The following is a 19,718-nucleotide window of genomic DNA, read 5'->3' as shown; positions in this document are numbered from 1 at the left end:
TGTGCGGGGCCCGCGATTGCCGCCGTCCACCGGCGCGGCTAGGCTGTCGCGCATGGCTTCTTCCAATGCGTGCTGGATCGACGATCCGGCCAGTCTCCGCGCCCGGCTTCCGGCCGCTCCCGCCCGTATCGGGCTCGATACCGAATTCATCCGCGAACGCACCTACTGGCCGCAGCTGGCGCTGGTGCAGATCGCCATCGAGCGCGAGGGCGGAATCGACGTGCTGCTGGTGGATCCGCTGGTGCCGGGCATGGCCGAGGCCCTGCGACCGCTGCTGGCGGACCCGGGTATCGTCAAGATCATGCACAGCGCCAGCGAGGACCTGGTCGCCTTCGCCCATACCTGCAACGCGGTGCCCGAGCCGCTGTTCGATACCCAGATCGCCGCGGCGCTGGCTGGCGTGGGGGGTGGCATGGGCTACCAGCGTCTGGTCCAGGAGCTGCTCGGCATTGCCCTGGCGAAGGGCGAGACGCGCTCGGACTGGTTGCGTCGACCGCTGTCGGCCACCCAGCTGGAGTACGCCGCCGACGACGTCGAGCACCTGTTCGCACTGCACGACGCATTGTCGACGCGGATCGACGGTCTGGAGCGCGAGCCGTGGTTGCGCGAGGACTGCGCCCGCCTGGTGGCCACCGCCGGCAACATGGAGGGCGAGCGCTGGCCCCAGCTGGGCGGGCGCGCCGGACAGTTCCTCGATGCCGATGCGCAGCGCCGGCTGTTGCGGCTGTTGCGCTGGCGCGAACAGTACGCGCGCGCCCAGGACAAACCGCGCAGCTGGATCCTGGACAACGAGCTGGCCACCCTGCTCGCGCGCGATCCGCCGGCCGATCCGGGCGCCCTGCAGCAGCGGCTGGACACGCATCCCAAGGCACCGCGCAAGCTCGCGGCAGTGATTTGGCAGGCCTTGACCACCGCCCTGCCGGACGAGGCCGAGGCGCCGCTGTCGAGCGGCGAGGAACCCGACCGCAAGCGGCTCAAGCGGCTGCAGCAGGCGGTCGCCACGCGCAGCGCCGAACTCGGCCTGCCCGATGGGGTCTTGGCATCGCGCAAGTGGCTCGAAGCCCTGATCGAAGGCGCGGACTGGCCCGGCGCATTGTCCGGCTGGCGGCGCGTCCAGCTGGAAGCGGTGCTCGCGCCGGTGCTCCGGGAGACTGGCGACACGTCGACGGCCTCTGTATGATGCAACGCTTCGTGGGGCGGTAGCTCAGCTGGGAGAGCGCCACGTTCGCATCGTGGAGGTCAGGGGTTCGATCCCCCTCCGCTCCACCACGAAACAGGAGACCCCGGAAAGCGCAGGCTTTCCGGGGTTTTTCTTTGGAAGCACCGGGCGGGACGCGTGTCAGCGCGGCGCGGCATCGGTCGATTGGGGCGAGGATTCCCCCGGGATCACCGTCGGGGTATCCAGCATCTCGCGCACGTACAGGCGCTTGACCAGCACGTACAGCACCACGGTGAGCGGGGCCGCCAGCAGCAGGCCGGTGAACCCCTGCAGCCCGCCGAAGACCAGCAGCGAGAACAGCAGCAGGGCCGGCGGCAGTTCCACCGCGCGCTGCTGGATCAACGGCTGCAGCAGGTTGCTCTCCAGTTGCTGGATCACCAGATACAGCACGGCGGTGGCCACACCGATGCGCGGGCTGACCGTGAAGCCGAGCAGGATGCCCGGAATCGCCGCCGCGATGGGCCCGATGATCGGCACGAAATCGAACAGGAACGCGATCAGGGCCAGCGCGAACGCGGCCGGTACGCCCAGCAGCCACAGGCCGAGGCCGGTGAGCACAGCCACCGCCGCCATCGCGATCAGCTGGCCTCCGAGCCACAGGCGCAGTGCACGCGCACTGGCGTCCAGGGCGTCCGCGAAAACCGTGCGAACGGATCGGGGGACCAGCTGCAACATGCCAGCACGATAGAGGCCCGGTTGCGCAGCGATGTAGATCGCACCGATGAACACGAGCAGGAGGTTCATCACCCCCCCAGAAAGGGTCATCGCAATGGCACCGGCGCTGGTCGCGATACGTCCGACGTTGTTGCGCAGGATGCCGGTCTGTTCGGCAAGCAATCTGCCGATCGTGGTGTCTTCCACCCAGTCGTTGAACTGCTCGTATGCAGGAGGAAGGGTTTCCACCAGCGTGGCCAGCTCGCTCGAGACCTGGGAGCCGAAGAGCCAGAGCATCAAGCCGAGACTCGTTGACAGCAGGACCAGCACCACGGCCAGCGCGATGCCGTCCGACACCGGAACCAGGCGCTGCAGCAGATGGGCCAGCGACAGCAGCATCGCGGCGAAGACGATTGCCCCGAACACCAGCATCAGCACTGGCAGCAGTGCCCACACCAAGATGAGAACCGTGACCAGGCCGATCACGATCAGGGCTTGGCGGGTGAAGCGGGCAAGATCGTTCTGAGGGGTCATGGCATCCGGTGTCCGGGCAGCCGCACCCGGACACCGCGGCAAGCGGGCGCGGCACGGCGATGGGCGCGTTGTTGTCCCATATCCGACGTGCAGGCCGTGCATTGCATTCAGCCCCGGGCCGCACGAGGCCGCGTGCATGACGGGGCGTCGGGCTCGCCAGCACACCGGCGAAGGTGTACAAATGTACACCATGGATACCCTGCCTCCCCAGCGCGCCGCCGTGCTCGCCTTCATCCGACAGCGGCTCGCGGCCGGGCGTCCGCCCAGCCTGGCCGAGATTGCGGCGCAGTTCGGCTTCGCTTCGCGCAATGCCGCGCAGAAGCACGTGCGCGCGCTCACCGACGCCGGCCTGCTGGAGACGCGCCCGCACGAGAAGCGCGGCCTGCGCCTGCCCGGCGGGGGCGCAGCACGCCCGGACCTGCTGATGCTGCCGGTGCTGGGCCGGGTGGCCGCGGGCGTGCCGATCGGTGCCGACATCGGCCTGGACCGGCAGCTGTGGCTGGACCGCGGCCTGTTCGCCCTGCGTCCCGATTACCTGTTGCGGGTCGAAGGCGATTCGATGATCGACGACGGCATTCTCGATGGCGACCTGGTCGGCGTGCACCGCAGCGCCGACGCCCGCGACGGGCAGACGGTGGTCGCCCGGCTGGACGGGGAACTCACGATCAAACGGCTGGCCCTCGCTCCCGAAGGCCTGCGCCTGCTGCCGCGCAATCGCGCCTATGCGCCGATCCGGGTGCCGGTCGGTGCCGACTTCGCCATCGAGGGCCTGTTCTGCGGCCTGGTGCGGCAGGGCTGACATGGCCGAAGCGCAACCGCTCGATGCCCTGCTGGCCGCGCGCACCGTCTGGCATGCCGGCCGCGGCACGCCGACGATGGCGACCGGCGAGCCGACCGGACATGCCGCGCTGGATGCGGTGCTGCCCGAGCGGGGCTGGCCGCGTGGCGCGCTGACCGAGCTGCTGCTGCCGGCTGACGGCGTCGGCGAACTCGCATTGCTGATGCCGACGCTGGCGCGCATGACCGCAGCGGGCGAGCGCGTGGTCCTGGTCGCCCCGCCCTACCTGCCCTACGCCCCGGCCTGGCAGGCCGGCGGGCTGGACCTGATGTGCCTCGACATCGTCGAGGCCCCGCCGCGCGATGCGCTGTGGGCGTTCGAGCAGTGCCTGCGCAGCGCGGCCTGCGCGGCCGTGATCGGCTGGCCGTCCAGCGCCGACGACCGGGCCCTGCGAAGGTTGCAGGTGGCCGCCGACAGCGGCGGCAGTTGCGCATTCGCGCTGCGCGACCGGCGGCATGCGGTCAATGCCTCGCCGGCGGCGTTGCGGCTGGAGTTCCAGCCCGAGGCGGCGGCCTGGCACGTGCGCAAATGCCGCGGCGCGCAGCCGCCTGCCGCAGCGATCCGGTTGACGCACTGATGGCCGGCTGCTCCGCATGGACGGCCGTCCGTCACCGACCCTGCCGTCGGCCGGGCCCGGAGACCCGGCATGAATCGGGAGCGCTCCGCACCCGCCTTCTTGCTGTCGCATCGAATCGCCGTACGACTCGGCGCCGATGCGTCCTGCGCGCAGTCCACTGTTGAGACGGCACGATGCTCTGGGCCTGCATCCTCGTGCCACAGCTGGCACTCGACGCCGTCCTGCGGCGCCTGCCTGATCCACTCGCGCCATTGGCGCTGGTCGAGGGTCCGGCGCAACTGCGCAGCCTGCATACGGTGAATCCGGCCGCCGCCGCGGCGGGACTGAAGGCCGGCATGCGCCTGTCGGCCGCGCATGCGCTGCTGGCCGACGTTCGCACGGTGGATTACGACCCGCAGGAGGAAGCGCGCTGGCAGCGCTTCCTGGCCGCCTGGGCGTATCGCCACAGTTCGCTGGTCAGCCGGCAATGGCCGCGGGCGATCGTGCTCGAAGCGCGGGCGAGTTTCCGTCTGTTCGGCCCCTGGCCACGCTTCGAGGCCCGCCTGCGCGAGGAGCTCGACGTGCTGGGCTTCCGCCATCGCATCGCCCTGGCGCCCACCCCGCGTGCCGCGCGCGTACTGGCCGGGTTGCGCGACGGCTTCGCGGTGACCAGTGCCACCGCCCTGCAGCCGTTGCTCGGCACCGTGCCGGTGCGCCGTGCCGCCCTGCCCGGCGATACCGGCGAACGCCTGCACCGCATGGGCGTGCGCACCCTGGCCGCATTGCGGGCACTGCCGCGCGACGGCCTGCGCCGGCGCTTCGGCGCGCCCCTGCTCGATCACGTCGACCGCCTCTACGGCGATCTCGACGACCCGCTCGAATGCTATGCGCCGCCGGACCATTTCGATGCACGCCTCGAACTGGGCTACGAGGTCGAAAGCCACACCGCCCTGCTGTTTCCCCTGCGCCGGCTGATCAACGATCTGTGCACCTATCTGTCGATCCGCGACGGCGGGGTGCAGCGCTTCGTGCTGCGGCTGGAGCACGAGCACGCACGCACCGACGTCGAGGTGGGCCTGCTGGCCGCGGAGCGCGAACCGGCGATGCTGTTCGAGCTGGCGCGCAGCCGGCTGGAGCGTGCCAGCCTCGATGCACCGGTGGTGGCGATGGGCCTGGTCGCCCACCAGTTGCCGCCCTTCGTGCCGGCCACGCGCGACCTGTTCGATCCGCGGCCGCAGCAGGCCCTGCCCTGGCCGCAGCTGCGCGAACGACTTCGGGCGCGCCTCGGCGACGAGGCGGTCTACCGCGTGGCGGCGGCCGACGACCCCAGGCCCGAGCGCGCCTGGACCCGCGTGTTCGGCGACACGGCCCAGCCCGCGCGCCCGGCCCCGCCACGCCCGGCGCGTCCGGCCTGGCTGCTGCCGCAGCCGGTGCCGCTGCGCGATCCACGGCTGCGCATCGTGTCGGGTCCGGAGCGGCTGGAAAGCGGCTGGTGGGACGGCGACGACGCACGGCGCGATTACTACGTGGTCGAGACCTCGCGCGGCCAGCGCGCCTGGGCCTTCGTGCCGCCGGGAGAACATGCCGGCTGGATGCTGCACGGGTGGTTCGCATGACGCGCCCCGACCGGCTCGGGGACGCGCGTCCCTGCACCGCGGCGGTCCACCGCTCCGGGAAAGGGCGACGCGTGCCGTGCCCGGCCTGCGGTCATGCTGGCCGGCGGGGCGCATGAGCTGGGATGAGGCTGTCGACGGCGTCGACCGCGAAACGCCGGGCGGCCGACCGCCGCGTGCGTGGACGGTGGCCTCGCGCCTGCGCGCGGCCGCCAACGACGACGTCGTGCACGAGGCACGCGACGACACGCTGCCCGCCTATGCCGAACTGCATTGCCTGTCGGACTTCTCGTTCCTGCGCGGGGCTTCGAGCGCCGAGGCATTGTTCACCCGCGCCGCGCAATGCGGCTATGCGGCGCTGGCGATCACCGACGAGTGTTCGCTGGCCGGCATCGTGCGTGCGCTCGAAGCCTCGCGCGCGACCGGTGTGCCGCTGGTCGTCGGCAGCGAGTTCACCCTGGTCGACGGCACCCGGTTCGTACTGCTGGTCGAGACCTTCGCCGGCTATACCCGGCTGTGCGAACTGATCACCACCGGTCGCCGCGCCGCAGGCAAGGGCGACTACCGGCTGGACCGGGCCGATGTCGAAACCCGTTTCGACGATACCGCCGGCGTGTTCGCCCTGTGGCTCCCGGGCAGCCTGCCCGATGCGGCCGAAGGCACATGGCTGCGCACGGTCTTCGGCGAGCGGGCGCGCCTTGCCGTCGAACTGCACCGCGAGGACGACGACGCCGCGCGCCTGCATCGTCTTCTCGCCCTGGCGAGGCAGCTGGAGATGCCGGCACTGGCCAGCGGCGACGTGCACATGGCCCGCCGCCGGGATCGCCTGCTGCAGGACACCCTGACCGCGATCCGCCACGGCACGCCGCTGGCCGACTGCGGCGCGCATCTGTTCCGCAACGGCGAGCGCCACCTGCGCAGCCGTCGCGCGCTGGGCAACATCCACCCGCGCGCGCTGCTCGAGGAAACCGTCGCGGTGGCCCGGCGCTGCACCTTCGATCTCGGCCGCGACATCGACTACCGCTATCCGGTGGAGCTCGTGCCGGCGGGGCGGACGCCTGCGACCCATCTGCGGGCACTGACCGAGGCCGGCATGCAGGTGCGGTGGCCGAAAGGCACGCCGGCGGCGATCGCCGCCACGATCGACGAGGAGCTCGCGCTGATCGAAGGCCTCGGCTACGAGGCCTTCTTCCTGACCGTCGCCGACATCGTGGCCTTCGCCCGCTCCAGGGGCATCCTGTGCCAGGGCCGCGGCTCGTCCGCCAATTCGGCGGTGTGCTACGCGCTCGGCATCACCGCGGTCAATCCGGTGGAGACGCGGCTGCTGATGGCGCGCTTCCTGTCGAAGGAGCGCAACGAGCCGCCCGACATCGACGTCGATTTCGAGCACGAACGCCGCGAGGAAGTGCTGCAGTACGTCTACGCCAAGTACGGCCGCGAACGCGCCGCGCTGGCGGCCACGGTGATCGCCTATCGAGGCAAGAGCGCGGTGCGCGACGTCGCCAAGGCCTTCGGCCTGCCGCCCGACCAGATCGCGCTGCTGGCCAACTGCTACGGCTGGGGCAACGGCGACACCCCGATGGAGCAGCGCATCGCCGAGGCCGGCTTCGATCTCGACAACCCGCTGATCTCGAAGGTGCTGCTGGTCACCGAGCTGCTGCGCGACCATCCGCGGCACCTGTCGCAGCACGTCGGCGGCTTCGTGATCTGCGATGCGCCGCTGTCCACCGTGGTGCCGGTCGAGAACGCGGCGATGGCCGACCGCACGATCATCCAGTGGGACAAGGACGATCTGGAAACCATGCGCATGCTCAAGGTCGACTGCCTCGCGCTCGGCATGTTGACCTGCATCCGCAAGACGCTCGACCTGGTGCGCGGGCAGCGCGGGCGTGACTACGAGATCGCGACAATCCCCGGCGAAGACGCCGAGACGTACGCCATGATCCAGATCGCCGACACCGTCGGCGTGTTCCAGATCGAATCACGCGCGCAGATGGCGATGCTGCCGCGGCTCAAGCCGGCCACCTTCTACGACCTGGTGATCGAGGTCGCGATCGTGCGCCCGGGCCCGATCCAGGGCGACATGGTGCATCCCTACCTGCGCCGCCGGCAGGGCAAGGAAACCCCGACCTATCCCTCGGCCGGCGTCGAGGACATCCTCGGGCCCACGCTCGGCGTGCCGCTGTTCCAGGAGCAGGTGATGGAACTGGTGATCCACGCCGGCTACACCGCCGACCAGGCCGACCAGTTGCGGCGCTCGATGGCCGCCTGGCGCCAGGGCGGCGACATGGAGCCGCACCGCGTGCGCATCCGTGAGCTGATGGCCGCCAAGGGCTACGCGCCGGCGTTCATCGACCAGATCTTCGAGCAGATCAAGGGCTTCGGCTCCTACGGTTTTCCGCAGAGCCACGCGGCCTCGTTCGCCAAGCTGGTCTACGCCAGCTGCTGGCTCAAGCGCCACGAACCGGCCGCATTCGCCTGCGGCCTGCTCAACGCGCAGCCGATGGGCTTCTACTCGCCGAGCCAGATCGTGCAGGACGTGCGCCGCGGCAGTGCAGAGCGGGCGCCGGTCGAGGTGCTGCCGGTCGACGTGCTGCACAGCGACCACGACTGCACCCTGCACGGCGGCCGGCACTGGCGCAGCGACGCCGATCCGGGCGAACAGCCCGTGATCCGCCTCGGCCTGCGCCTGGTGGCCGGGCTGTCGGAAGACGCGGCCCGGCGCATCATCGCCGCACGTGCGCAGCGCCCGTTCACCGATCTGGCCGACCTGTGCCTCCGCGCGGGTCTCGACGCCAAGGCCCGCCAGGTGCTGGCCGAAGCCGACGCGCTGCGCGGTCTGGCCGGGCATCGCAACGCCGCGCGCTGGGCCGTCGCCGGCATCGAGCAACGCCGCCCGCTGCTGCCCGGCAGTCCGGCGGAAGCCACGATCGCCCTGCCCGCCCCGGCCACCGGCGAGGAGATCCTGTCGGACTATCGCGCGCTGGGCCTGAGCCTGGGCCCGCATCCGATGGCCCTGTTGCGCCCGCAGATGGCCCGGCAGCGCATTCTCGGCCTGCGCGAACTCCAGGCCCGGCCACACGGCAGCGGCGCGCATGTCGCCGGCCTGGTCACCCAGCGCCAGCGCCCGGCGACGGCCAAGGGCACGATCTTCGTCACCCTGGAAGACGAGACCGGCATGATCAACGTCATCGTCTGGGCCCGCCTGGCGATGCGCCGGCGACGCGCCCTGCTCGAATCGAAACTGCTCGGCGTGCGCGGACGCTGGGAGCGCGTGGACGGCGTGGCCCACCTGATCGCCGGCGATCTGCACGATCTCAGCCATCTTCTCGGCGGAATGCCGTTGGCCTCGCGCGATTTCCACTGACCGGCATCCGGGGTTTGGGATTCGCCCGCGCCGCATGCGAAAATCGCCGGGTTCGGCCCCGTAGCTCAGCTGGATAGAGCGGTCCCCTCCTAAGGGACAGGTCGCCCGTTCGAATCGGGCCGGGGTCACCATCCGCGACCGCCATTGCCGGCCCGTGTGCCGCGCCGCGTCGCGCCGCTTCCCCGCAGGCCGCCGATCCCGCTTCGGCCGCATGCGCTCAACAGGAGTTCCGTCCATGCCCCATTCCGTCCTCACCGCGCTCGGCCTGTCCGCCACCGAATCGGGCACGTATCTCGGCAACGGCGAGTGGTCGACGACCGGCGATGCCGGCGTCCTCGAGCCGGTCAATCCGACCGACGGCGAGGTGCTCGCCCGCGTGCAGGCCAGCTCGCAGGCCGACTACGAGCGGATCGTCGAGCGCGCCCAGGCGGCCTTCAAGATCTGGCGCAAGACGCCTGCACCGCGCCGCGGTGAAGCCGTGCGCCTGTGCGCCGACGCGCTGCGCACGCACAAGGACGCGCTGGGATCGCTGGTCGCGCTGGAAATGGGCAAGTCCAAGCCGGAAGGCGACGGCGAAGTACAGGAGATGATCGACATCGGCGAGTTCGCCGTCGGCCTGTCGCGCCAGCTCTACGGCCTGACCATGCACTCCGAGCGTCCCGGCCACCGTATGTACGAGCAGTGGCATCCGCTGGGCCTCGTCGGCGTGATCAGCGCGTTCAACTTCCCGGTGGCGGTCTGGGCCTGGAACAGCTTCATCGCCGCCATTTGCGGCAACATCACGATCTGGAAGCCGTCGCCGAAGACGCCGCTGTCGGCGATCGCGTCGATGAAGATCTGCAACGAGGCGCTGAACAAGGCCGGCTTCCCGGACATCTTCTTCCTGTTCAACGACGCCGGCAGCGATCTCGCCCAGGCCTTCGTCGACGACAGGCGCATCGCCCTGGTCAGCTTCACCGGTTCGACCAGGGTCGGCCGCCACGTCGGCGAGTGCGTCGCCAGGCGCATGGGCCGCTCGCTGCTGGAACTGGGCGGCAACAACGCGATCATCGTCGACCCCACTGCCGACCTGAAGCTGGCGATCCCGGCGATCGTGTTCGGCGCCGTCGGCACCGCCGGCCAGCGCTGCACGACGACCCGCCGCCTGTTCGTGCACGAATCGATCTTTGATGACGTGCTGGCCAAGCTCAAGACCGCCTACGCCCAGGTCGAAACGAAGATCGGCGATCCCACCGACGCCGCCAACCTGATGGGTCCGCTCAACAGCCGCGAGGGCGTGCAGGCGTACCTGGACGCGATCGAGAAGGCCAAGGCCAGCGGCGGCACGATCGAGAGCGGTGGCCGCGCACTCACCGAGCGCAAGGGCAACTTCGTGCTGCCGGCGCTGGTCAGCGGCCTGACCAACGACGCCGAGGTCGTGCAGACCGAGACCTTCGCGCCGATCCTCTACGTCATGAAGTACAGCGATCTGGAAGACGCGATCGAGATGCAGAACGCCGTGCCGCAGGGCCTGTCGTCGTCGCTGTTCACCACCGACCTGCGCGCGTCCGAGCAGTTTCTGTCGGCCTGGGGTTCGGACTGCGGCATCGCCAACGTCAACATCGGCACCTCGGGCGCCGAGATCGGTGGCGCGTTCGGCGGCGAGAAGGAAACCGGCGGCGGCCGCGAGTCGGGCTCGGATGCGTGGCGCGCCTACATGCGGCGTCAGACCAACACCATCAACTACTCCGACGCGCTGCCGCTGGCCCAAGGCATCAAGTTCGATCTGTGACCGCGGCACCGACGGCGGCATCACGTGATACCGCCGTCCGCGTGCACGCTCCCATCGCGCGGGCGCTTCTGGAATAATCGACGCCTCCCCGCCCTGTTCCTGGCCGCCGCCGATGGTGCCGCGTAGTCCCGTCTGCCCGTTCGTCCCGCGTTCCGGCGGCGTCGACCGCCCGCGATGCGCGTTCGGCCCCCATCGAGCCCTCCGTCCATGACCACACCCGCGCCCCTGCCGTTCCGCCAGACCAGCTCGATGGCGATCATCAGCCTCGTGTTCGGCCTGCTGGGATGGTCTCTGCTGCCGCTGGTGGGCAGCATCGTCGCGATCGTCACCGGGCATCTCGCGCGCGGCGAGATCCGTCGCGCGCCCGAACGCTATGAAGGCGACGGACTCGCCGTGGCCGGCCTGGTCTTGGGCTACGCGGCGATCGGGCTCGCACTGCTCGCGCTTCTGATCGCGGTGCTCTTTTTCGGCGGCCTGTTCGCCATGATCGCGGCCACGTCCTGACCGTGTACGGCGTCGCCCGCCCGCTCCTGTTCAGACTGGATGCCGAGCGCGCGCACGGCCTCGCCCTCGCTTCACTGGACGCCGCCCATCGCGCAGGGCTCGTGCCGCTGATCGCCAAGGCGCCGGCGCCCCTGCCCGTCGAGGCGTTCGGCCTGCGGTTTCCCAATCCCGTCGGCCTGGCGGCCGGGCTGGACAAGAACGGCGCGCACATCGATGCGCTGTTCGCGCTGGGCTTCGGCTCGATCGAGATCGGCACGGTCACCCCGCGCGCGCAGGACGGCAATCCTAGGCCGCGCATGTTCCGGCTGCCGCGCCATCGCGCCCTGATCAACCGGCTCGGCTTCAACAACCGCGGCGTCGAGGCGCTGCTCGAGAACGTGGGGCGCGCGAAGCGCGACGGCATCCTCGGCATCAACATCGGCAAGAACAAGGACACGCCCAACGACGACGCGGCGGACGATTACCTCGCCTGTCTCGAACGCGTCTATCCGGTGGCCGACTACGTCACCGTGAACATCTCCTCGCCCAACACGGCGGGCCTGCGCGAGTTGCAGGAAGAACAGGCCCTGCGCCGGCTGATCGGAACACTGCGCGACGCGCAGGAGCGCCTCGCCGCGCAGCATGGGCGCCGCGTGCCGGTGCTGGTGAAAGTGGCACCCGACCTCAGCGACGACGACATCGAGGCCGCTGCGCGGGTGCTCTCCGACCTGCACGTCGACGGCGTGATCGCCACCAACACCACGGTGTCGCGGATCAATCTGCAGGCCGCGCGCCATGCCAACCAGTCGGGCGGGCTGTCGGGCGAGCCACTGATGAACAAGTCGACGACGGTGCTGCGCATGCTGCGTACCCGGCTGCCGGACACCATTCCGCTGATCGGTGTCGGCGGCATCCTCTCCGGCGCCGATGCGGTGAAGAAGGTCGCGGCCGGGGCGTCGCTGGTGCAGCTCTACTCGGGGCTGATCTATCGCGGCCCGGCACTCATCGCCGACTGCGTCGAGGCGATCCGCAGGCGCCGCGAGGCCCCCAGCCGCGGCAACGTGCCCAATCTCTGACGTCGATGTCCGCACCCTTCCGCGTGCTGCAGCGGGCCGATCTCCGCGCCCGCAACACCTTCGGCGTGGCCGCGTCCGCGCGTCGACTGGTCGAGCTGGTGGACATCGCCGCACTGCCCGACGCGCTCGCGGCACTCGGCGACGGCGCCCGGCCCCTGCCGATCGGCGGCGGCAGCAACCTGCTGTTCGCGGGCGATGCCGGCGATGCATTGTCGATCGTGGATACGCGCCGCGAGGTGCTGTCCGACGACGGTGAGCGGGTCGTGGTGCGCGCGGCCGCGGGCGCCGACTGGCACGGCTTCGTGCTGTGGACGCTGGCCCAGGACCTCGGCGGCTTCGAGAACCTCGCGCTCATTCCCGGCACCGTCGGCGCCGCGCCCATCCAGAACATCGGTGCGTACGGCGTCGAGGTCGGCGAATGCGTGGTCGCGGTGGAGGCCTTCGATCAGGACCTGCGACGCCTCGTCCGGCTCGATGCCGACGCCTGCCGTTTCGGGTATCGCGACAGCGTCTTCAAACAGCAGCCCGATCGCTGGATCGTCACTGCGGTCGAGTTCTCGCTGCACCGCTTCGCCCAGCCGGTCGTCGACTACGCGGGCCTGCGCGATACGCTCGCCGCGCGCGGTATCGACACGCCGCGGCCGATCGACGTGGCCGAAGCGGTCATCGACATCCGTCGCAGCAAGCTGCCCGACCCCGCGGTGGTCGGCAATGCCGGCAGCTTCTTCAAGAATCCCGTCGTGCCGGCGTCGCAGGCCGCCGCGCTGGTCGCCGCGCATGCGGGCATCCCGGTGTTCGCTGCCGGGGACGGCCTGCGCAAGCTGTCGGCCGCGTGGTTGATCGACCAGTGCGGCTGGAAGGGCAAGCGCGACGGCGATGCCGGCGTCGCCGAGGGCCACGCGCTGGTTCTGGTCAATCACGGCGGGGCGAGCGGCGCCGAACTGCTCGCGCTCGCGCGACGCATCGCCGGTTCCGTGCACTTGCGTTTCGGCATCGCGCTGGAGCCGGAACCGAGGATCGTCGGGGCCACGTGGTGAGCCCACGCGCCCTGCTCCGCTGGCGACCGGCGACCCTGCAGGGGCGGGCCGCGCTGCTGATGCTGGGCAGTACCTCCGCATTCGCGTTGATGGCGATCGCGATCCGTTACGCCTCGGCGACCATCCCCACGACCGAGGTCGCGTTCTTCCGCAATTTCTTCGGACTGCTCGCCCTGCTGCCGATCCTGCTGCGCAGCGGCCGAGGCCTGCCGCGCACCCGCAATCTCGGCCGCTACGTCAGCCGCACCGTCGTCGGACTGGGCTCGATGCTGTGCGCGTTCTGGGCGATCGGCCATCTGCCGCTGTCGCAGGCGATCTCGCTGTCCTATGCCACGCCGCTGTTCGCGACGATCGCCGCGGTGATGTGGCTGGGCGAGGTGGTGCGCGCGCGTCGCTGGGCGGCGGTGGTGGCCGGCTTCATCGGCGTGCTGGTGATCCTGCGGCCCGGCGTGTCGTTCTCCGCGGCGATGCTGATCCCGGTGCTCGGCGCCCTGCTCGCGGCACTGGTGGCGATCCAGATGAAGCAGCTGTCCAGGCTCGACCCGCCCGACACGATCGTCTTCTACACCTACCTGCTCTGGGTGCCGTTGTCGCTGGTGCCGGCGCTGTTCGACTGGATCTGGCCGGGCCCGGTGGTCTGGGCGTGGCTCGTCGCCACCGGCGTGCTCGGCACGCTGGGCCAGTGGCTATGGACACGCGCGCTGCGTCTGGGTGAGGTTTCGGCCCTGCAGCCGATCAGTTTCGTGCAGCTGCCGATCGTGGTGCTGTTCGGCTGGTGGCTCTTCGGCGAGGTCATCGACGTGTGGACGGCGATCGGCGCGGCGATCGTGTTCGGCGCCAATGGCTACATCGCGCACCGCGAGGCGGTGTTGTCACGCCGGGCCGCGTCGCAGCGGCCGTCCGAAGCCGCCAAGCCGAGCGAATAGCCCGCGCGCGGCGCCATCGCGGGCGAGGCGCAGCCCGCGGACCGCAACCTCAGACGTCGTCCCGCGCGACCTCTCGCAGCTTGCCCTGGTGCAGTTCCATGACCCGGTCGAGCTTGCGCGCCAGGCGCCGGTCGTGGGTCACCAGTACCAGGCTGGTGTGCTGGGCACGGTTGAGTTCGAGCATCAGCTCGAACACCGTCGCCGCCGTACGTTCGTCGAGGTTTCCGGTCGGTTCGTCGCCGAGCACGCAGGCCGGCTTGTTGACCAGCGCACGTGCCACCGCAGCGCGCTGGCGCTCGCCGCCCGACAGCTCCCCCGGCTTGTGGGCCAGGCGATGGCCGAGGCCGACGGCCTCGAGCAGATCGCGTGAACGCCTGGTCGCATCGGCATCGCTGGCGCCGTTGAGCAGCGCCGGCAACATGACGTTCTCGAGCGCGGTGAACTCCGGCAGCAGGTGATGGAACTGGTAGACGAAGCCGAGGGACCGGTTGCGCAGCGTGCCGCGCGCCGCGTTCGACAGGGCGCTCATCTTCTGGCCGGAGACGAACACTTCGCCCGCGGTCGGTGTGTCCAGCCCGCCGAGCAGATGCAGCAGCGTGCTCTTGCCGGCGCCGGACGCGCCGAGAATCGCGACCGTTTCGCCGGCGCGCACCGCGAAGTCCAGACCGTCGAACACCGGCGTGTTCAACGTGCCTTCGGCATAGGTCTTGCCCAGGCCTTCGGCCGCCAGCACGACGGTATCGGGCGCAGCCGTCGGTGCGGCACTCGTCGCGTCATTCATAGCGCAGTGCCTCCGCCGGGGCCGTGCGCGCCGCGCGCAGCGCCGGATAGATGGTCGCGACGAAGGCCATCACCAGCGCGACGCTGGCGATCATCACCACGTCGCTGACCTGCAGGTCGATCGGCAGGCCGGTCACGTAATAGACGTCCTCGGGCATCAGCACGACACCGAAGGTGCTCTCGATCGCGCGCAGGATGTGTTCGAGATTGAAGGTCAGCAGCAGCCCGCCGGTGATGCCGAGAATCGTGCCGATCACCCCGATCATCGTGCCCTGCACCATGAACACCTGCATCACGCCGCCGGGCGTCAGTCCGAGCGTGCGCAGGATCGCGATGTCGGCCTGCTTGTCGGTCACCAGGCTCACCTGCGAGGCGACGAGGTTGAACGAGCCCATGACGATGATCAGCGACAGCAGGATGCCGATCATCGTTTTTTCGAGCTTGAGCGCGCGGAACATGTTGGCGTTCTCGATGCTCCAGTCGCTCACGCGGTACACGCCGCCGAGCCGGCCGACGAGATCGCGCGTGACCTGCTGCGCGCGGTCCATGTCGTGCAGTTTCAGGCGCACGCCGGTGACGCCATCGCCGATGCGCAGCAGGCGCTGCGCATCGCTGAGGTTGACCACCGCCAGGCGCCGGTCGAAATCCTGATACCCGGCCTCGAAGATGCCGCTGACGGTGAAGCGCTTGAGCTGCGGCACCGCGCCCATCGGCGTGACCTGGAAATCGGTGGTGACGATGACGCTGTCGCCGACGCCGACGCCGAGCCACAGCGCGAGTTCGCGACCCAGCACGATGTTGAAGGTGCCGGGTTGCAGGTCCTCGAGCTTGCCGACGACCATCGAGGTCGACAAGTCGGACACCTGCGCCTCGTCCTCGGGCACGATCGCGCGCACCGCGGCCGGCTCGTTGCGGCGACCGCGCAACAGGGCCTGGGTGTCGACATAGGGCGCGGCCCCCGCGACGCGCGCATCCTCGCGCGCGACGTCGACCGCTCGCTGCCAGTTCGCCAGCTTGTCGCCGTCGGCGCTGATCGTCGCGTGCGCGACCATGCCGAGCATGCGGTCGCGGATCTCCTTCTGGAAACCGCTCATCACCGCGAGCGTGGTGATCAGCACGGTGACGCCGATGGCGATGCCGAGGATCGAGGCCAGGGAGATGAAGGAGATGAAACCGTTGCGCCGTTTCGCGCGCAGATAGCGCAGGCCGATGGCAGCGGGAATAGGTCTGAGCATGGAGATCCGGTGGTCGGGACGGGGCCACATCCGGCGCTGCAACCGCCGTCGGGCCCGCCGGGCAGCGGCTATGGTGCCATCGAATCCCGCGTGCGTGGCGTGACCAGCGCCGCCGACGCCAGACGCAGTTCACGTCGTCGGGCCGCTGGCAGGGTGTCGGGCCACCACATCAGCATGCGTGCGCGCCCGCCCTGGCGGCAGTCGAGCCGGACCAGCGGACCACGCCAGTGCAGGTGTGGGTCATCCACCCGCTCGCCGTCGACGAAGACCCGGCCCTGCCCGTCCACCACCACGTCGCAGGCCTTGCGCCTGCGTTCGGTGAGCAGCAACCGCATGCTCCACGCGAGCACTGCAAGCACCCCGACGGCCGCTGCCGGCAATGGGGCTTCGGACAGCAGGATCGAGACGCAGGCGGCGACGGTCAGCCCGGCCAGCGCACCGAGCAACAGTCGCGAGGGCGTCCACGCAATGCGGACCGGCGCGGCGTCATGGATCGTGCGGGAGGGACCGGATCTCGGCGACGAGGGCATCGAGTTCAACATCGCCGGGACGCTCCTGACCGAGAAACCACTTCCACAGCCTATCGTCCTCGCAGTCCAGCAACCGTCGGAAAACCGCGCGGCCAGCTTCGGGCGATTGCGACCATCGCTGGTCGAGCCAGCGCTCGAACAGCTGGTCGAGCTCGCGCATGCCGCGCCGGGCACGCCAGCGCAGCCGACGCAGCTCGGCGGTATCGGAAAGCGGTGTGTCGCGGTCGGTCATGTGTCAGGCCTCGCGAAAAACACGCCCTCGCATGCGAGCGTGCGCGTGTCGGCGCCGCCTCATCCCACGTTCGGCTGCGGCAGCACGACAGGACCGCATGGGATTGCGCTCGACCGAGCCCGGCCCCGCATCGATAGGCGGTGGACTCAGCCGCGCCGGGCGAGCATCAGCTGCTTGATCTGACCGATCGCCTTGGCCGGATTGAGCCCCTTCGGGCAGGTCCGGGTGCAGTTCATGATCGTGTGGCAGCGATAGAGCTTGAACGGATCCTCGAGTTCGTCGAGGCGCTGACCGGTGTCTTCGTCTCGGCTGTCGATGATCCAGCGGTAGGCCTGGAGCAGGATCGCCGGGCCGAGGTAGCGGTCGCCGTTCCACCAGTAGCTCGGGCAGCTCGTCGAACAGCAGGCGCACAGGATGCACTCGTACAGACCGTCGAGCTTTGCTCGATCCTCCTTCGACTGCAGGCGCTCGCGGTCCGGCGGCGCCGCACTCTGGGTGCGGATCCACGGCTGGATCGAGGCGTACTGCGCATAGAAGTGGGTGAGGTCGGGGACCAGGTCCTTCACCACCTGCATGTGCGGCAGCGGATAGATCGGGACCTCGTCCTTCTTGCAGTCCTCGATCGCGCGGGTGCATGCCAGCGTGTTCGTGCCGTCGATGTTCATCGCGCACGAACCGCAGATGCCTTCGCGGCAGGAACGGCGGAACGTCAGCGTCGGGTCGATCTCGTTCTTGATCTTGATCAACGCGTCGAGAACCATCGGCCCGCACTTGTCCAGATCGACCTCGTAGGTATCGGTCGAGGGCGTACGCCCATCGTCCGGGTTCCAGCGGTAAACCTTGAAGGTGCGCGTGCGCGTTGCGCCGGTGGCCGGGAAATGACGGCCCTTCTGCACCTTGGAGTTCTTCGGGAGACTAAATTCGGCCACGTTCTAATTCTCGATGGCGGCGGGCGATGGAGCTGGCTGCCGGGTGGGACTCGGGACGAGCAAATGCGCGGGATGCAGCACGGATGTGTCGATCGCGGCGGTGCCTGCCGGGCGACGCATGAGCTGCACCATGCCCACGGATCAGTAGACGCGTGCCTTGGGCGGCACGGCTTCGACCTCGTCGTCCAGCGTGTACATGTGCACCGGACGGTAATCGATGCGCGTGTTGCCGGCCTCGTCCAGCCAGCACAGGGTGTGCTTGTGCCAGTTGTCGTCGTCGCGATCCGGGAAATCCTCGTGCGCGTGGGCACCGCGCGATTCCTTGCGGTTCTCGGCGGATACGATGGTGACCAGGGCCTGTCCGAGCAGGTTCTGCAGTTCCAGGGTCTCGACCAGATCCGAGTTCCAGACCATGGACCGGTCGCTGACCTTGACGTCGGCGAACGAGGCATGGATCTCGCGGATCTTCTCCACGCCCTCGGCCAGCGTCTTGCTGGTGCGGAACACCGCGGCGTCGTTCTGCATCGTGCGCTGCATGTTGTCGCGGATCACCGACGTCGGCGTACCGCCACTGGCGTGGCGCAGCGCATCGAGGTTGGCCAGCGCCTTGTCGCAGGCGTCCTTGGCCAGCGGCTTGTGCCGCGCGCTGGGCTTGATCGTCTCGGCACAGCGGTTGGCCACCGCGCGACCGAACACCACCAGGTCGAGCAGCGAGTTCGAACCGAGCCGGTTGGCACCGTGCACCGACACGCAGGCCGCCTCGCCGATCGCGTACAGGCCGGGAACGACCGCATCCGGATTGCCGTCCTTCAGCTGGACGACCTCGCCGTGGTAGTTGGTCGGAATACCGCCCATGTTGTAGTGCACCGTCGGCAGCACCGGAATCGGCTGCTTCTCGACGTCGACGCCGGCGAAGATCTTCGCGCTCTCGGCGATGCCGGGAAGCTTCTCGTGGATCTCCTTCGGATCGAGATGGGTCAGGTCCAGATGGATGTGGTCCTTGTGCTCGCCGACGCCGCGGCCCTCGCGGATCTCCATCGTCATCGAGCGCGAGACGACGTCACGCGAGGCGAGGTCCTTCGCGTTGGGTGCGTAGCGCTCCATGAAGCGCTCGCCGTTGGCATTGCGCAGGATGCCGCCTTCGCCGCGCACGCCTTCGGTGATCAGGCAGCCCGCGCCGTAGATGCCGGTCGGGTGGAACTGCACGAACTCCATGTCCTGCAGGCCGAGGCCCGCGCGCAGCGCCATGCCGCCACCGTCGCCGGTACAGGTGTGGGCGGAGGTCGCCGAGAAGTACGCACGGCCGTAGCCGCCGGTCGCCAGCACCACGCCCTGGGCACGGAACAGGTGCAGCGAACCTTCGGCCATGTCGAGTGCGAGCACGCCGCGGCAGGCGCCGTCCTCGTCCATGATCAGGTCGAGCGCGAAGTACTCGATGAAGAAGCGCGCATCGTGCTTGAGCGACTGCTGGTACAGCGTGTGCAGGATCGCGTGACCCGTGCGGTCGGCCGCGGCGCAGGTGCGCTGGGCGATGCCCTTGCCGTAATGCGTGGTCATGCCGCCGAACGGGCGCTGGTAGATCTTGCCTTCCTCGGTGCGCGAGAACGGCACGCCCTGATGCTCCAGTTCGATGATCGCGGGGATCGCCTCGCGGCACATGTACTGGATGGCGTCCTGGTCGCCCAGCCAGTCGGAGCCCTTGATCGTGTCGTAGAAGTGGAAGCGCCAGTCGTCCTCGCCCATGTTGGCGAGTGCGGCGGAAATACCGCCCTGGGCCGCCACGGTGTGCGAGCGGGTCGGGAACACCTTGGTCAGGCACGCGGTCTGCAGGCCCTTGTGGGCCAGACCGAAGGTCGCGCGCAGGCCGGCGCCGCCGGCGCCGACGACGATCATGTCGTAGGTGTGTTCGGTGATCTTGTAAGCGTTGGTCATGGGGGT

The 19,718-nt window shown here is 69.7% G+C and carries 17 protein-coding genes and 2 tRNA genes; 12 read left to right on the top strand and 7 right to left on the bottom strand.

The genetic code is table 11. The features are described 5' to 3' along the window. Positions 1 to 52: 52 nt before the first annotated feature. Both rnd and H0E82_RS15845 read left to right on the top strand, forming a co-directional pair. Positions 53 to 1,180: a ribonuclease D gene (gene rnd / locus H0E82_RS15850; RefSeq protein ID WP_180546415.1), complete on the top strand. Its 1,128-nt coding sequence runs from the start codon at positions 53 to 55 to the stop codon at positions 1,178 to 1,180. A gap of 13 nt (positions 1,181 to 1,193) precedes the next feature. Beyond that, positions 1,194 to 1,269 (top strand) — tRNA-Ala (locus tag H0E82_RS15845). A gap of 70 nt (positions 1,270 to 1,339) precedes the next feature. On the opposite strand, the gene H0E82_RS15840 is transcribed toward H0E82_RS15845, so the two are convergent. Then, entirely contained in the window at positions 1,340 to 2,407 is a 1,068-nt protein-coding gene (locus tag H0E82_RS15840; RefSeq protein WP_180546414.1) for an AI-2E family transporter, read from the bottom strand. A 190-nt stretch (positions 2,408 to 2,597) separates the two neighbouring features. Here H0E82_RS15840 and lexA point away from each other — a divergent pair, with 190 nt between their 5' ends. From lexA to H0E82_RS15790, 10 genes are all read left to right on the top strand, one after another. Further along, a complete protein-coding gene (gene lexA / locus H0E82_RS15835) occupies positions 2,598 to 3,206 on the top strand; it encodes a transcriptional repressor LexA (protein ID WP_180546413.1) in 609 nt (202 codons plus the stop codon). Between the two features lies 1 nt (position 3,207). Beyond that, complete coding sequence (imuA, locus tag H0E82_RS15830; protein WP_180546412.1) at positions 3,208 to 3,822, top strand: translesion DNA synthesis-associated protein ImuA; 615 nt, start codon at positions 3,208 to 3,210, stop codon at positions 3,820 to 3,822. 173 nt (positions 3,823 to 3,995) lie between these two features. Next, a complete protein-coding gene (locus H0E82_RS15825; protein WP_180546411.1) occupies positions 3,996 to 5,417 on the top strand; it encodes a Y-family DNA polymerase in 1,422 nt (473 codons plus the stop codon). Positions 5,418 to 5,529: 112 nt separating this feature from the next. Further along, complete coding sequence (locus tag H0E82_RS15820; protein ID WP_180546410.1) at positions 5,530 to 8,781, top strand: error-prone DNA polymerase; 3,252 nt, start codon at positions 5,530 to 5,532, stop codon at positions 8,779 to 8,781. 54 nt (positions 8,782 to 8,835) lie between these two features. Further along, positions 8,836 to 8,912 (top strand) — tRNA-Arg (locus tag H0E82_RS15815). Between the two features lie 104 nt (positions 8,913 to 9,016). Next, on the top strand, positions 9,017 to 10,552 hold the full coding sequence (gene amaB / locus H0E82_RS15810) for an L-piperidine-6-carboxylate dehydrogenase (RefSeq protein WP_180546409.1): 1,536 nt from the start codon (positions 9,017 to 9,019) through the stop codon (positions 10,550 to 10,552). Between the two features lie 207 nt (positions 10,553 to 10,759). After that, positions 10,760 to 11,056, top strand: a complete 297-nt coding sequence (locus H0E82_RS15805; protein ID WP_235974340.1) for a DUF4190 domain-containing protein — start codon at positions 10,760 to 10,762, stop codon at positions 11,054 to 11,056. 2 nt (positions 11,057 to 11,058) lie between these two features. Further along, positions 11,059 to 12,111, top strand: a complete 1,053-nt coding sequence (locus H0E82_RS15800; protein ID WP_180546407.1) for a quinone-dependent dihydroorotate dehydrogenase — start codon at positions 11,059 to 11,061, stop codon at positions 12,109 to 12,111. Positions 12,112 to 12,116: 5 nt separating this feature from the next. Next, positions 12,117 to 13,148, top strand: coding sequence for a UDP-N-acetylmuramate dehydrogenase (murB, locus tag H0E82_RS15795; RefSeq protein ID WP_180546406.1), 1,032 nt, complete (start codon positions 12,117 to 12,119; stop codon positions 13,146 to 13,148). 59 nt (positions 13,149 to 13,207) lie between these two features. Next, entirely contained in the window at positions 13,208 to 14,074 is an 867-nt protein-coding gene (locus tag H0E82_RS15790; protein WP_180546609.1) for a DMT family transporter, read from the top strand. A 49-nt stretch (positions 14,075 to 14,123) separates the two neighbouring features. On the opposite strand, the gene lolD is transcribed toward H0E82_RS15790, so the two are convergent. The 6 genes from lolD to sdhA all read right to left on the bottom strand — a co-directional run bounded on the left by lolD (position 14,124) and on the right by sdhA (position 19,712). Beyond that, entirely contained in the window at positions 14,124 to 14,855 is a 732-nt protein-coding gene (lolD, locus tag H0E82_RS15785; protein WP_180546405.1) for a lipoprotein-releasing ABC transporter ATP-binding protein LolD, read from the bottom strand. After that, positions 14,848 to 16,089: a lipoprotein-releasing ABC transporter permease subunit gene (locus H0E82_RS15780; RefSeq protein WP_180546404.1), complete on the bottom strand. Its 1,242-nt coding sequence runs from the start codon at positions 16,087 to 16,089 to the stop codon at positions 14,848 to 14,850. The genes lolD and H0E82_RS15780 overlap by 8 nt, the downstream gene beginning before the upstream one ends. A gap of 68 nt (positions 16,090 to 16,157) precedes the next feature. Continuing rightward, positions 16,158 to 16,631 (bottom strand): hypothetical protein, encoded by a 474-nt coding sequence (locus H0E82_RS15775; RefSeq protein ID WP_235974339.1) that lies wholly within the window; start codon positions 16,629 to 16,631, stop codon positions 16,158 to 16,160. Next, the gene (locus tag H0E82_RS15770; RefSeq protein ID WP_180546403.1) at positions 16,576 to 16,851 is read right to left on the bottom strand and encodes an FAD assembly factor SdhE; all 276 of its coding nucleotides are present in this window, start codon (positions 16,849 to 16,851) and stop codon (positions 16,576 to 16,578) included. The genes H0E82_RS15775 and H0E82_RS15770 overlap by 56 nt, the downstream gene beginning before the upstream one ends. Before the next feature lie 146 nt (positions 16,852 to 16,997). After that, positions 16,998 to 17,780, bottom strand: coding sequence for a succinate dehydrogenase iron-sulfur subunit (locus H0E82_RS15765; RefSeq protein WP_180546402.1), 783 nt, complete (start codon positions 17,778 to 17,780; stop codon positions 16,998 to 17,000). 141 nt (positions 17,781 to 17,921) lie between these two features. Continuing rightward, entirely contained in the window at positions 17,922 to 19,712 is a 1,791-nt protein-coding gene (gene sdhA, locus H0E82_RS15760) for a succinate dehydrogenase flavoprotein subunit (protein ID WP_180546401.1), read from the bottom strand. Between the last annotated feature and the right edge of the window lie 6 nt (positions 19,713 to 19,718).

It is taken from the genome of Luteimonas deserti (assembly GCF_013425765.1).
Classification (GTDB): Bacteria; Pseudomonadota; Gammaproteobacteria; order Xanthomonadales; family Xanthomonadaceae; genus Luteimonas; species Luteimonas deserti.
The sequence above is the reverse complement of the archived record's forward strand: the minus strand, read 5'-3'. Positions and strand labels throughout refer to the sequence as shown.